This window comes from Gimesia chilikensis (assembly GCF_008329715.1).
In the GTDB taxonomy this organism is placed as follows: Bacteria; Planctomycetota; Planctomycetia; order Planctomycetales; family Planctomycetaceae; genus Gimesia; species Gimesia chilikensis.
In genome coordinates this window covers 447,368-461,757 of the sequence record NZ_VTSR01000001.1, presented here as the reverse complement: position 1 = coordinate 461,757, position 14,390 = coordinate 447,368, and the positions used below count along the sequence as shown (strand labels likewise).

Annotated in this window: 9 protein-coding genes; 3 read left to right on the top strand and 6 right to left on the bottom strand. The window is 54.5% G+C overall.

The genetic code is table 11. The annotated features are described in order from the left end of the window. Positions 1–23: 23 nt before the first annotated feature. Entirely contained in the window at positions 24–1,439 is a 1,416-nt protein-coding gene (locus tag FYZ48_RS01615) for a DUF1501 domain-containing protein (protein WP_149336836.1), read from the top strand. A 54-nt stretch (positions 1,440–1,493) separates the two neighbouring features. Continuing rightward, positions 1,494–2,618, top strand: a complete 1,125-nt coding sequence (locus tag FYZ48_RS01610; protein ID WP_149336832.1) for an Ldh family oxidoreductase — start codon at positions 1,494–1,496, stop codon at positions 2,616–2,618. A gap of 10 nt (positions 2,619–2,628) precedes the next feature. On the opposite strand, the gene FYZ48_RS01605 is transcribed toward FYZ48_RS01610, so the two are convergent. The 6 genes from FYZ48_RS01605 to FYZ48_RS01580 all read right to left on the bottom strand — a co-directional run bounded on the left by FYZ48_RS01605 (position 2,629) and on the right by FYZ48_RS01580 (position 12,394). Continuing rightward, positions 2,629–3,285, bottom strand: a complete 657-nt coding sequence (locus tag FYZ48_RS01605; protein ID WP_149336830.1) for a TlpA family protein disulfide reductase — start codon at positions 3,283–3,285, stop codon at positions 2,629–2,631. A gap of 43 nt (positions 3,286–3,328) precedes the next feature. Further along, positions 3,329–5,185 (bottom strand): beta-propeller fold lactonase family protein, encoded by a 1,857-nt coding sequence (locus tag FYZ48_RS01600; RefSeq protein ID WP_149336827.1) that lies wholly within the window; start codon positions 5,183–5,185, stop codon positions 3,329–3,331. 121 nt (positions 5,186–5,306) lie between these two features. Further along, positions 5,307–5,861: a hypothetical protein gene (locus FYZ48_RS01595; RefSeq protein WP_228030537.1), complete on the bottom strand. Its 555-nt coding sequence runs from the start codon at positions 5,859–5,861 to the stop codon at positions 5,307–5,309. Positions 5,862–6,055: 194 nt separating this feature from the next. After that, positions 6,056–8,743: an outer membrane protein assembly factor BamB family protein gene (locus tag FYZ48_RS01590; protein WP_149336825.1), complete on the bottom strand. Its 2,688-nt coding sequence runs from the start codon at positions 8,741–8,743 to the stop codon at positions 6,056–6,058. A 277-nt stretch (positions 8,744–9,020) separates the two neighbouring features. Then, positions 9,021–10,331 (bottom strand): DUF1501 domain-containing protein, encoded by a 1,311-nt coding sequence (locus FYZ48_RS01585; protein ID WP_149336823.1) that lies wholly within the window; start codon positions 10,329–10,331, stop codon positions 9,021–9,023. A gap of 80 nt (positions 10,332–10,411) precedes the next feature. Further along, the gene (locus tag FYZ48_RS01580; RefSeq protein ID WP_149336821.1) at positions 10,412–12,394 is read right to left on the bottom strand and encodes a DUF1549 domain-containing protein; all 1,983 of its coding nucleotides are present in this window, start codon (positions 12,392–12,394) and stop codon (positions 10,412–10,414) included. Between the two features lie 548 nt (positions 12,395–12,942). Between FYZ48_RS01580 and FYZ48_RS01575 the strand changes: the two genes are divergently transcribed. Further along, complete coding sequence (locus tag FYZ48_RS01575) at positions 12,943–14,373, top strand: sulfatase family protein (protein WP_149336819.1); 1,431 nt, start codon at positions 12,943–12,945, stop codon at positions 14,371–14,373. Positions 14,374–14,390 lie beyond the last annotated feature (17 nt).

The following is a 14,390-nucleotide window of genomic DNA, read 5'->3' as shown; positions in this document are numbered from 1 at the left end:
CTCCGTAGGAAATGGAACGAGATATGAAACACGGAAATCATCATCAGGGACAGGCCAGGATCTCGCGGCGGGAAATGCTGCGGCGGAGTTCTGCCGGGTTTGGCAGTCTGGCACTGGCGGGACTGCTGGGGAGCGAAAGCCAGGCAGCCGGAGCGTCGCTGGCGCAGCAGCCGCACTTCGCGCCCAAAGCCAAACGCGTGATCTTTCTGTTCATGCACGGCGGTCCTTCGCACATGGATACGTTCGATTACAAACCGCAGCTGCAGAAAGACAGCGGAAAGCCACTCCCCTTTGATAAGCCCAAGATTTTCTCGGCCCAGACGGGTAACCTGCTCGGTTCTCCCTGGAAGTTCAAGCAGCATGGCGAGAGCGGCGCCTGGGTGAGCGAACTGTTTCCGCATGTGGCGGGCTGCGTGGACGACCTGTGTATTATCAACTCGATGTACGGTTCGAATTCTCGGCATGGCGGGGCACTGCTGGAACTGCATACCGGAAGTGACACGTTTGTGCGTCCGAGCATGGGCTCGTGGATCACTTACGGCCTGGGATCGGAGAACCAGGATCTGCCCGGCTTTATCACGGTCTGTCCGACGCTGACGCATGGAGGTGTGAATGCCTACAGTTCGTCGTTTCTGCCAGCCGATTTTCAGGGAACGCCGATCGGCAATGCGAGTATTCCTGCGGACAAGGCGCTGATTCCCTTTATCAAAAACAAGAGCGGCGTGCCGCTGGCGACGCAGCGGAAGGAACTCGATTTTCTACAACAGATAAACCGGGAGCACTTGAGTGAAGCGGGCCCCGATGCGGCGCTGGAGGGGCGGATCAACTCGTTCGAGCTGGCGTACCGGATGCAGACGACGGCCCCGGAACTGCAGGACATCAGTGATGAGTCGGAAGCGACCCAGAAAATGTATGGACTGGATAACGACGTGACCAAAAACTTCGGGCGGCAGTGTCTGATGGCGCGGCGGTTCGCGGAACGGGGCGTGCGGTTCGTGCAGATTACGCACAGTTACAAGTGGGATCAGCATTCCGGATTGAAGACGGCGTTGCCGCGGAACTGTCAGGAAGTGGATCAGCCGATCGCGGCCCTGATTAAAGATCTCAAATCCCGGGGGCTGCTGGAAGACACGCTGGTGCTTTGGGGAGGCGAATTCGGTCGGACCCCTGTGAGCCAGGGAGCGGATGGCCGGGACCATAACCCGCAGGGCTATACCATGTGGCTGGCGGGAGGCGGTATCAAAGGGGGCCTGCAGTACGGTGCCACGGACGACTATGGTTATTATGCCGTGAAGGACAAGATCCACGTGCATGATCTGCACGCCACGATGCTGCATCTACTGGGCCTGGATCATAAACGGCTGACGTACAAATTTGCCGGCCGGGATTTCCGGCTGACAGACATTCATGGCGAGGTGATGTACGACCTGTTTTCCTGAGAACATTTCGCGTCCCGGTTGATACGGGGCACAAAGTGATAGACGAGGTGTGTTTTGCCACAGATTGAAGTTGAGAGTGCGTTGGTCGATGCGACTCGGTTGAAGCAGTTCTGCCTGCAGTTACTGACCGAGGCGGATCTGCATCCGGAAGAAGCCGAGCTGGTGGCAGACTCGCTGGTGGAATCGAATCTGCGCGGCATCGATTCGCATGGTGTGGCCAGACTGCCGCACTACCTGGAGCGGATCAGGCTGCAGAGCATTAACGCCAGGCCGACGATGCAGTGGGAGCCGCTGGGTGAGGCCGTGGGCCGGGTCGACGGCGATCATGGGCTGGGCCAGCTGGCGATGGTGAAAGCCGCCGACCATGCGGTTGAGCTGGCGCGGGGCTCCGGTGCCGGCTGGGTTTCGATCTGTAATTCTTCGCATTGCGGTGCGCTGGCCTATTATGGTTTGCGGATTGCCCGGGAGGGAATGATCGGGTTTGTGTTTACGCACGTAGATCCGATGGTCACGCCTCACGGTTCTGCTGAGCCCTTCTGTGGGACGAACCCGGTCTGCATTACGGCACCCGGAAAAAATGAGCAGTCGTTGTGCCTGGATATGGCGACGAGTATCACGCCCTGGAATACGGTGGCCAATGCTGCGACGGAAGGGGTTTCGATTCCAAGCGGCTGGGCCCTGGATGCCAACGGGGAGGTGACGACCGATCCGAACGAGGTCGCTGCCCTGTTTCCCTTTGGTGGGTTTAAAGGTTCCGGTCTGGGGCTGTTGATCGATGTGCTCTGTGCGCTTTTGGGCGGTGCACCGATTGGGCCAGATATCCCGAAAATGTATGGCGATCTTTCTCAGCGACGATTACTGGGCGGCCTGGTGGGCGCGATTGACATCAGCCGATTCACTGACGTCTCCGGGTTCCAGGATCGCATTGCCGAGATCATTCAACGCTGGGGGGCTTTGAAACCGCTGGCGGCCGGGGAGAAAGTCTTGTATCCCGGTGAGCCAGAGGCTTTGCAGCGGGAGGAGCGTTTGCAGACGGGAATTCCCGTGGGGCTCAAATTGATTGCTCAGTTCAACGCACTGGCGGAACAGCGCGGATTGCAGCCATTAGAAGTGGAGACTTCTGTCGCTGAAGAATGCACTTCCGCAGTGACTTCCTCAACGACGGAATCGGTGAGTTGAGGGAGCCCGTTTACTCTTTAGACTCTGCGGGCTGTTTGAGCATTTCATCAATGTAGGGAATGATGTGTTTATCGTAAGTGAAACCCTCTTTCCCGTATTCCTGTTTTTCATTGTCGAAGCGTTTGGCCAGCTTCCCGTCGGGGCCATATACGTAGGCCGCAGGGATCGAGGCGAGATCGATTTTCTCATATAGATCCATGTCGGGGGTGCTGGAGATGATGTTGATGATCTCCGCATTGTGTTTGGTGTAGAAGTCCATCAACTCCTCTTTGTTGGATTCGGGAGGGGAGTCCTTACTGCCGTCGTAATTCATGTTGTATGAAACGCAGACGACTTTTTCGGGATACTTTTTCTGCAGTTCGACGAGGTGAGGGAACTCGGCGATGCAGGGCTCGCACCAGGTGGACCAGAGGTCAACGACCACGACTTTTCCTTTTTGTTTCTGAACGAATTCCTGTACCTGATCCCAGTTGGCGATTTCCGCGGTCACTCCGTTCTCTGCGAACGTCTGGGCTCCAGGGATGGCAGGGGCCGGTGATTCCGTTTTTGCAACAGCGGTTTCAGCAGCAGGTGTCTCCTCCGGTGTGGAATCGGCAGTCGGCGTTTCCTGGCTGCAGGCGGAGAGAAGGGCAAGTGAGAGCGCGAATACAAGCGGTTTAAATGACATGCGTCAGATCTTTCGTGGTGTGTAATTAAAGTGTCGTGGGCGTTTATTTGTTGACTCTCACCAGTCCGGCGGCTTCTGCCTGCGGGACCGGGTCTTCATAGGGGAGGGCTTTCAGAAACTCGATGAGGTCAGCCCGTTCCTGTTTGGAGAGCTGACTGGTACCGCCGTGCTGATCGTCATGGTTATAGACGGTCAGGACTTCCTCGAGGGTCTGTGCTTTTCCGTGGGACAGATAGGGAGCGGTGCGATAGACGCCCAGCAGAGTAGGGGTGTCATATTCGGGCCCCATCAGTTCGCCGGGGTTATCGACGGCGGTGCCCACGTTGTGTCGAATGATTTTATCGGTGGGATTCGAATCGGAATAGAAGGGCCCGGAATGACAGGTGGCGCACTTTGTCTGTTTCGAAAAGAAGAGCTCACGTCCCCGTTGGGCAGCCGGGCTGAGTCCTTGTTTGGCGTAAGGGCTGAGAGTGAATTCATGTGTGTTGGAATAGGCGGCCATGGCATCCAGTGCCTGTGAGAGACCTTTATTGGGAGCTTTGAGGGACTCATTGATTCTGCCGGTGACCAGTCCCTGTCCCTGCATCAGAGGGCCGCGGATGGTATGCTCGAAATCCTGGACTTCATCCCGGTCTGCAGACCAGTGGATCGGGTGCGTCCAGGCCATACCGGCCAGGGACTGGGTGTTCCGCAGGCCTTCAGGGTTGTGCCAGGTTTTGCCGTCAGGTTGTCCATCGGGATGACAGCTGGCGCAGGAGATCCAGAGGCGGCTCGACATGGGCTGCAGCGCGGTATAGAACAGGCGTTTGCCGAGGAGCACTTCTTCGCTGTGTGGATTCTCGGTAACGGCGATCGTGGCTCTTCTCTGCAGGGTATCTGTGTCATAAGCGACGATGTTAAAATCGAGTGCGTTGTAAATGTAAAAGGTTTTTCCATCGGGCGCGACGCGGACCCCGCGGGGATTATGTCCCAGATTCAGCCGGGCCCGGAATGTCAGTTCGCGGTAGTCGTCGTCGATGACATTGCAGACGAACATGTCGTCGGTGCCGGCGAAGACGACGAAGAAGGTTTTGCCATCGGGTGTAATCGCGGTATCCCAGGGGTTGGAAGTAACCCGGGCTCCCTGGAAGGAGTCCATGGGAATCTTCTTGCGGCGTGAGCCATCGGCGGGTTTGGTGTCGACGATAGAGACGATGGGAAAGATCGAGCCTGCCCCGTGGGCGACAGTAATTCGCGAGCGAATGTGTGGGAGATACGCTTTGGCCCGTCGGGGGTGCAGGGTGATTTGGCGAGCGAGATTGTCTGTGCTGCCACCTTCCCATTCATCGATGGTCTTACCGGTTTTTGCGTCAGTCTGACGGACCAGTGCGGTGTAGTACTCGGTGGAAAACAGGCTCTGGTCATCGTTGGAAATTGCCAGGCCTTTGACATGCTGGCCTACTGAAAACTCGTTGCTGACGTTTTGGGTTTTCGTATTGATCTCTACGATGCGGCCCGGATAATCCAGTGTCACGTAGACCTTGTCACCTGTTGAGGTGGAGACGATGCCGTAGGGTTCGTCGAAGACTTCTGTCTGTCCGAGTTGTTTGCCGGTATTTGCATCGAGGAAGACCACGACGTCCTCATCGTAGACGGCGGTCGCTAACTTGTGCGTGTCACCCAGAAAGGTGACACCCTCGGGGTGCCGGCCGACTTTGATTTCATGTACTTTTTTGTTTTTGTCCAGGTCGATGATCGATACCGTTCCGCTGTCTCGGTTCGAGCAGGCAAGCAGTTTGCCGTCGGTCGAAATGTCGAGCAGGCTGCTGGAACTGCCGGCGAGTGTTTGCCGGGGGGCGAAACTCAACAGTGTAAGTATAAGAGGCAGGGTAAAGCGAACGGACCTGGCACAGAGAAACATGGAGACCCCTTTAACAAATGTGAGGATTCGTTCCGGGCGGGAGAAGGCAGGAATTATAAACCCCGCTCACCCGGAAGGGTAAGCGGGGTCAGCTCAGTCAATATACGGTTCTTCCGGAGCCTTATTTCAGGATCTTGGAAGTTTCGTTGACGAGAGTGTCGATTTTGTCTTTGGACAGATCACCCTTCTTGAAAGCGTGATTGACTTTGACTTTGCTGTTAACCCACATCAGTACGGTGATGTCGGCGTCTTTGGAAATCTTGTAAGAAGAAGGACCGGCCTGACCTTCGAAGTTGGTCAGCGGTGTGTTTTTGATCTTCTTGCTGTCAGCAATTTTCTTCAGCTCAGAGCTGGACTTGTCGGCATCGTCGGTCAGGTGCACAACGAAGGCAGCCATTTTCTTGTCGCGGTTCTGGCCGACTTTTTCGTCGATTTTTGCGATCAGTTCCTGAACGTTGCCGTCCATTTCACGAGCGAAGATGTTCACGACAGGACGTCCGCCGTACTGGCAGCGATAGCACAGAGACTTTCCAGCATTGGGGCCGGTACAGTCGTTGACTGTGTAGGCGCCGACGCGGCTGCCAACTTCGATTCCGGATTTAACTTCTGCTGCAGTGCTGACAGAACCAGCTGCAACGAGCATCAATGCGACTGTAAGTGAAAGCAGTCTCTTCATGTATTTCTCCTCGTTTTCCAATGCTTGAGAAAAAAATGTGTCCCTGCCAATGCAGGCGATACGTCACGACTGACGTATGCGGTAATTTTAAATTTTGGTCAATCGGAGTGCAAATGATCGGCCCTTTTTTCTGCTTGTCTCAAAAACACTCCTTCATCAATTCTTCACTTCGATCCCCGCCTGAAACTGTCATTTCAGGGGCGTTCCCAGATCGCGGGCAGTTTGTGGGACGCTTCGCCGTAGGTCTGGGAGACGATAAATCCACTGGCCTGCGACGTGTAAAAGATCCGTCCGTTGGAGACTACGGCTCCCAGGCACTCCCGCGAATCGATGGCGGGCCCCGTCGAGACCAGCTTGCCTTCGTCAGACAGGTCAATCATGTCCATGTTGGCTCCGAGCACATAAGGTTCGGAGAGGGTAAAACGACAACAGGCATAGTTGTGACCGATGCTGCTGACGACTTTGCCTGTTTTATGGTCGAAGACATTTCCTTTGCCGCGGAGGGCATTGGAGAAAATGTAATCCTTTCCAACGGTCACCACGTTGAGTGCAGAGGTGACGGCATCAGACTGCCAGACCAGGGAGCCATCTTTGGCATCCAAGCACCAGACGAAACGGTCCTGGGTACTTTCATTGGCGCGATTATAGCCGCCGATATAAACCCGGCCGTCGCGGGCGCTCAGTGTGCATTTCGAAGTGACATAATACTTATTGGTCAGCCAGATCACTTCGCCTGTTTTGGGATCCAGGCAGGCGGTGATGCCGTTGTTTTCAACGGGCAAGCCACGGCGTCTGCGTTGACTGCTGGCATAACCGAAGAAGGTCGAGTAATAGAGCTTGCCGTCCAGGATGGCGATGCCACAGTCGTTGCCGCCGCGTCCGTACTCGGAGAAATCTTTTTCCCAGACGACTTTACCGGTATCCAGATCCCAGGCCCAGATGCGGGGACGGTGATCTTTAGGGTAGTAGGGGTTGTCGTTGGAATAGATCCAGCTCATCACTTCGCGGCCATCGGGGGTTTCAACCGGTTTGCCGCCAAAGGTGAAGGCTTTCTCGGTTCCCTGGGGAGCATACTCTCCAGAGCCGGAAGCATAGATGGCGATGTTACCGTGTACCACGGGCGGGAACTGGCGGCTCCAACTGGGAGATCCCGTAAAGGGGGCTTCCCAGAGCATCTCTCCCGTAGCGGCATCAAGACAGCGCATGCGGGATTTTTTGATACCGGCCTGCGGAATCAGCAGTTTCTCATTGATATAGAGTGGGGAGGTAAAGGAGAGGTAAACGTCGGGCCAATAACGTCTCCAGAGCAGACGTCCGGTGTCCTGTTCGTAGGCAATGATCTGGCCTTCGGCGGTGTGGGTATAAAGACGACCTCCGCCACAGACGGGCAGATGTTTGACCGTCCCTTCCAGACGACGAGCCCAGCGCATTCTCAAGGGGGGCTTCAAGCCTTGTTCGTTGGCGTTGGTGCCCCCGAAGTCGCCGTAATTGGTGTACCAGTTAAACTGGGGATCTGCCAGCGGACCGGTGAGGGGACTGCGGATTTTCCAGACCAGCAGGTCCTGATCGGGCAGGGGAGACTGTTCGGTTGGCGTTTTACCATCGGCCTGCAGGACGTAGAGATATCCATCTTCACAGGGGACGTAGATTTTCTGATCGGCGACCGCAACCGAAGCGGTGATCGGGGCGTCGAATGCAGTGCTGAACGTGACAGCGTCTCCACCGGCAAGAGGGACAACATAGAGTTTTCCGTCCAGGCCACCGTAGATTGCATATTTTTCAGTCAGGACCGGAGAGGCAACCGAGGGGGCTTCGCAGAGAACTTCTGTAGATTCGTCATCGAGTTTGTGACGACAAAGTCCGAGTCCCGCTTCGGGTCGCACACGGTAGACATCATTTCCCCGAATACTGACGGAAGCAAAGCTCAGCAGACCGGGATCCCGAATCGAGGTCTGAGTTCCTTTGACGTAGTCGGCTTCGATTTTTCCGTCTTTCAGTCGCATGACTTCAACACGGCCCGCGTTATCACGGCGATGCCACTGCACGAAGACGTTGCCAGCTTCATCGGCACTTTGCCCAAAGGTTGCGGGGTACTCCGATCCAGCGTACTTGGGGATTTCGCCAACGACCTGCAGACGGGGGGCGGTCCCTGTGTCTTCAAGGAAAACGGTGCGACCACCGGCGGGGATGACAATGCTGTTTCCAGTAAGACAGATATCACGCGAGCAGACAAAGTGATCGCGCCAGGTGACTCGGTCTTTTCGGTGTTTGAGCCAGTCAGCACCGCTCCAGCGGTTGCCGTCGAAGTCGACGACTTCTTTGACGAAGTCCCAGGTCCAGATGACGTCACCTGCCGGTTTGACGGCATAGACCTGCGCACCAAGCGTGGCGAAGTAAACGCGATCATCTTTCACGGCGGGGGCAGAGAAAATCGGTTCCTGGCAGTCGATTTCTTTGACTACGGTACCGTCATTCACATTCAATACATAATAGTAACCAGCGGTGGTGCCGACGTGGAGATAGTCATCAATGACGGCAGGGGAAGCGACATTATTACAGTTGCCTGCGCCGCCTCGGGTTGCGAATTTCCAGACGACGTTGTTGGTCTTCGTATCTATGGCGAAGACAACGCCCGAGCCATCGATCACGAAGACTTTGTTGTGGCTGATGACCGGCGAGGTAAACAGGGCATCGGTCAGAGGGATCGCAGCTGTGAGAGAGAGAGGTGTTTCGATTTTACGGTCAGCGACGTTGCCAGAGTGTGTGTGGGACCCTTTCAGCTGCAGCCAGTCTTCGGCCTGAAGCGCGGTTGTCGTGCAGACGATCAGCACCAGGCAGATACGAAGCGGAAGTAGACAACAGCTGGCGGCGGCTCTTATCATTTTCAGTCTTTCTCAGGCTGCAACAATGAGGATCACGGGGGGGACTCACGGGGCAAACTGTCGGCAAGTTAACTGATAACACTGGTCTGGCTGGTCATTCAGGTAGGATTTGGTAACGCGTTTTGCCAGACGATCTGTATTCGATCATAGGCAGGAAAAATCAGGGAGTCTACAATTTTTCTTCAAATTCAGCAGATTTCTGAATGTTCTTTACAAGGCAAAAAAAACGGCTTCCCGAGAGGAAGCCGTTTGCTGGTTTCAGTTGGAATGCCCTGTTTTAGAGCAGTTTCAGTACCGGATCGCCATCGTGGGCCACCTTGAAGGGGCGACCGTTGGGGGAGAAGATTTCCTTGTCGATGGGAAGTCCCAGGGCAGTGGCGATGGTGGCATTGAAGTCAGCCGGAAGTACGCCGTCCGTTTCGACACTTTGTCCACCTTTATCCGATTTACCGTAGAATTGACCACCCTTGATGCCGCCACCCATCAGAGCTGCTGAGAAGACTCCGGGGTGATGGTCACGGCCGGCATTCTGGTTGATTACCGGGGTTCGACCGAATTCGGTGGTGAGCACAACGAGGGTCTCGTCGAGCAGGCCGCGGTCGGAGAGATCCTGAAGCAGATTTCCGAGTGCTTTATCAAGGATACCTGTCTTGTTGGGCAGGATGTTATCATCATAGATGTCGCGGTGCATGTCCCAGCCACCGAAAGTGACTTCGACGCAGCGGACATTGTTTTCCACGAGACGACGGGCCAGCATACAACCCTGTCCGAAGGAGTTGCGACCATAGCGGTCCCGGTCTTCGGCTTTTTCTTCATTCAGGTCAAATGCTTTCAGCTCATCGCTGGACAGCAGGTTTGTTGCCTGTGAATAGAAGTCGGTGTAAGCGACAACGCTTTCATTCTTAAACTTCTTCTGAAACTTCTGATCGAATTTGTTGATCAGGTTCATGCGTTTTTCGAAGGAGTTATCTGAGAGATACGAAGGAGCGTCAGTATTTTCCAGTCCCCGGTTGGGATCGCCAATCGGCAGCGGGCTGAAAGAGGGATCGAAGAAGCCGGAGCTGGGGTGCCGTGCGGGCGAACTGATGAGCACGGTATCCGGCAGGTTCTTGTTTTGACGTCCATTGAATTTCTGAATCCAGGGACCCATGCTGGGGTGCCGGGTCGAAGCGATTTCCTTGTAGCTGGTCCGCATCAAGTATTCCCCGGGACCATGGGCTCCAGTTTCCGTGTACATGGAATTGATGACGGCCATCTTGTCGAAATTTTCTGCCAGGGTCGGCAGGTGTTCCGAAATCTGGGCACCGGCGACGTTGGTTTTGATTCCCTTGGTTTCTCCCTGGTTTTTATGGCCCGGTTTCAGGTCGAAAGTATCCAGGTGCGTCATGGCGCCAGCCATGTAGAGATAGATCAGGCGTTTGGCTTTGCCACCTTTACCTTGAGTCTTGTCACCTTTTTTCTTGGCAGGAGCTGCGTTTACGATGTTATTAAACATCGGAAGCACGCTGACTCCCAGCGCGGATTTGGCCGCGTATTCAAGAAACTGCCGACGTCCCTGTCCATCCAGTTTTGAGAGTAAGTCTCGCATAAGTATGCCTTTGATTTATTTAAAAGTTGTTTTTTAATGAGTCAAAGCCGCGCCAGGCTGTGCTGGCGCGGCGGAAGTTTTTACTGAATGAACAGGAACTCTCGAGTATTCACGAGTGCCCAGATCACGTTTCCGTAACCGGCGGCGCCGTTGGTTTCGATTTCCTCCATCGCGAGTTTGAGTTCATCGCTGTCGGGGTAACGATTCAGAATGGTCATGAAGACGACTTCGATCCCTTCCTTGAGCGATTTGGACTCAATCACGTTGTTATAAATCGTAGAGCCTTTTTCGAGCATCATGTGGGTCACAGGACCGTTGAACATGAACAGGACCTGTGGTACTGAGCCGCTATCGGAGGAGGCTGAAATCAGTTCGCGATCCGACTGACCGAACGTACGCAGGAAGTGGCTGGGAGAAACGGGAGACGGCAGCTCCGAGGCCCGTGCCAGCAACTGACCTTTGTACTTGTACTTCTTTTCCCGTTTGTAACGGGTGCGGTCAATCTCTTCCCGTTTCTGTTCATCTGCGTCGAGGACTTCCCGGGCGGAAGCCTTATTCAGATCGACAGAAATGATTTCCGTTTCCATTTCCGCAGGCAGTTCGCGGTATTCTTCCGGTTTGACGACAGCCAGGGTCAGGAAGGAATCCCAGGCCTGCTCTGCAGTCATACGACGCAGTACCGGGCCGGGGAAGTGGTAGTACTCGCTGAGCGGTACATCTTCCGTGGAGGCCTGCCGCTGATAGGTTTTGGTATTGTACAGAATTCGCAGGTACTCTTTCATGTCGAAGTTGAGTCGTTTTATCTCAGCTTCGAGATGCTTCATCAGTTCGGGGTTCTCTGCGACGGTATCGTCCATCATGTCATCGACGGGTTCGATCTGTCCGCGTCCAAAGGCCTGTTTCCAGAGCCGGTTGGCGATGGTCTTGGCGAAACGTGGATTGTTTTTGGATACCATCCAGCGGGCGAAGGCTTCGCGGGGAGTTTCTCCGGGTTTCATGACAACGGCTTCACCAAAGATTGTTTTCGGCTCAACAACCGATTGCGGTTTGGCGTCGCTGTAGGCATAGTCGTGGGGCAGACGAATCTTGCGATTGGCCTGGTCGTTCACGACCATCATATTGACCCGGATCATACGGTTGAATCGTCCCTGATTGCGGCGACGATCCTTTTCATCCTGATCGAGATCCTGGTATTCTTTACGGAGACGACGATTGGGATCGCCATCCATGTAGTAGCGTTTGTCACCGCCGCTGGCACGTGTTGACGTTCCAAAGGTGAAGGCGGCCATTTCGTAGAATTCTTTCTGCTTCCAGCGATCGAAGGGGTGATCGTGGCACTGAGCACAGCCGATGCGGGTTCCCAGGAAAATTCGAACGGTGTTATTCATGTTGTCCAGGGGCATACCGGAATCACGCTGCATGTAGCCGGTGGCGGGGTTTTCCCAGATCAAACCTTCGGCGGTGATCATTTCAGAAACCATTTTGTCCCAGGGCTTATTTTCGGCCAGAGACTGTTTGATCCACTGCCGGTAGGGAGCACCGTCGACGTTGTTGTTCAGACGGTCGGTATAACGCAGAACGTCAGCCCAGTAATTGTAGTAGTGGCTGGCGTAGCCATCGCTGTCCAGCAGACGGTCGATGAGCCGCTGACGTTTCTCGGGATGGCGAGAAGCGAGGAAGTACTTGGTTTCCCTGTAGGTGGGAATGGTGCCCGTAATGTCCAGGTAGATGCGACGCAGAAACTGCGCGTCGTCAGTCATCGGATTGGGTTTGACGTTGTATTTCTTGTAGTTGGCTTCTACCAGACGATCGATTTCCTCAGCTGAACGCAGGGCGGAAGCCTGTTTCACGGGATCGACGGGTTTCGACTTGACCATGAAACGCGGCGGCAGCGGTTCTTCTTTTTTCTCTGCCGGTTTCTTTCGGACGGGTTTTCTACGCGGGGCAGCTTCCGAATCGGGCAGGCTGGTAACCACCAGTATTGCCAATACCACAAGACAACTTGCACTCAGCTTACCAAACCACGCAAAACCTGCGCGGTTACGGACTTGTTCTCCTGACATACAAAACTCCCAGAGTCGTTCCTTGATTTGTTTCAGAGATGACAGAAAACCAGAGATATGGCGATGTGATTCATCTGGCTTGATACTTCATATTTTATACAACTCGCATTAGCCAAGACTAATGCTAACCGGCTTTTTTTGGCTCAACTCCCGAAGAATTCATATTCGGGAACGGTACAAAAGGTAACTGTACTTCCCGGTGCTATTCCAGCTGAGTTCCGTCAGTTTGATCTGTACCGCTTGTAGGGTCTCAACAAGACCAGCGACAGGTTGCGGACGGGGTTACAGAGAGCCAGCATTCCAGCATAGATATTTAACCGCTTAAGCTTGGTGAATCTCATTCGATATTTTGAAATATTTCTGCATACAAGTATGTCTGACTCCCCGAAAATTCAGGGTGATTGTACTGAAAGAGTGAGGCATAGCCTTTCAGGTAGCCCCTGTGTTTGCTTGATTCAAACGCGCAGTCTGGTAAATTGGAACCTCATCCAGACTGGTCAGCGTGCTCAGACCCGAAACCCTCAGATCATCAGCCAGGAGCAGTATTCGTGAGATGTTTTCCCCGGAGCGTGGTGTTACAGACCCTGGTCTGCCTGTGCCTTTTGTTATCAGTTTCCCACCGTCCGCTCTGTGCGGCCGATGTTCCTCAACACCCGAATATTGTTGTCGTACTGGTGGACGATCTGCGGTGGGACGAACTGGGGTGCATGGGGCATCCGTTTGTCAGAACACCTCACATTGACCGAATCGCCCGGGAAGGGGCCCGCTTTCGCAACGCGTTCTGCTCGACCCCCCTCTGCTCGCCGGTCCGAGCCTGCCTGTTGACGGGGCGGTATACTCACAATCATGGCATTCTGGATAATATCAATCGGAGCGAACACAGCCATACGCTCAAAACGTTTCCCCAGACACTGCAAAAAGCGGGCTACCAGACAGCCTATGTGGGTAAGTGGCACATGGGTAATGACGATACGGCCCGCCCCGGCTTTGATTACTGGGTAAGCATGAAAGGGCAGGGGACATCATTCGACCCGGTTTTGAATATCAATGGAGAGCGGAAACAGTTTGAGGGACACACAACTGATGTGTTGAATCAAAAAGCGAATGAATTTCTGGAGCAGAATCAGGACAAACCCTTCTGCCTGTATATCGCCCAGAAAGCACTCCATCCCGAGCTGACACAGCGGGATGATGGAAGTATTACCGATCCCTCCGCCGCGAAGTTTATGCCGGCGAAGCGTCACGAAAACCTTTACAGCGATGCCGCGATTCCCCGCCGTTTAAATGTGCTGGACGACCTGGAAGGAAAGACGGCGTTACAGAGAAAGATTTCCGGTCTGCCCCCTCTCAGTCAGAAGACAGGGACTAGTGATGAGGTCATCCGGGATCGTCTGCGGATGCTGGCCGGCATCGATGAGGGGGTGGGCATGTTACTGGATCTCCTGGAGAAACAGGGGCGTCTTGATCAGACCGTGTTTGTCTTCACCAGCGATCACGGTTACTGGTACGGCGAACATGGCTTGAGTGTGGAGCGTCGGCTGCCTTACGAAGAAGGAATCCGCGTGCCACTGCTGGTCCGGTTTCCTCCCCTGGTCAAAGCCGGAACGCTGGTGGATGAGTTTGCTGTGAGTGTTGACCTGGCTCCCACGATGGTAGATCTGGCACACGTCAAGTCAGATCAGAAATATGACGGACGCAGCCTGGTACCTCTGCTCAAGGGAGAGCATCCAACTGACTGGCGCAAATCCATTCTGGTCGAGTACAACAGTGACACGGTCTTTCCCCGACTGGACCGCATGGGGTACAAGGCAGTACGCACCCCTCGCTGGAAATTGATTCAGTTCAATGAACTGGAAGGGATGGACGAACTGTATGATGTGCAGAACGATCCCTACGAGTTCAAAAATGTGATCGATCAGCCGGAAAACGAAAAAGTGGTCAAGCAACTGCAGGCAGAGCTGAAACGACTGATGCAGTAGCAGCGAATTCTCCTCCA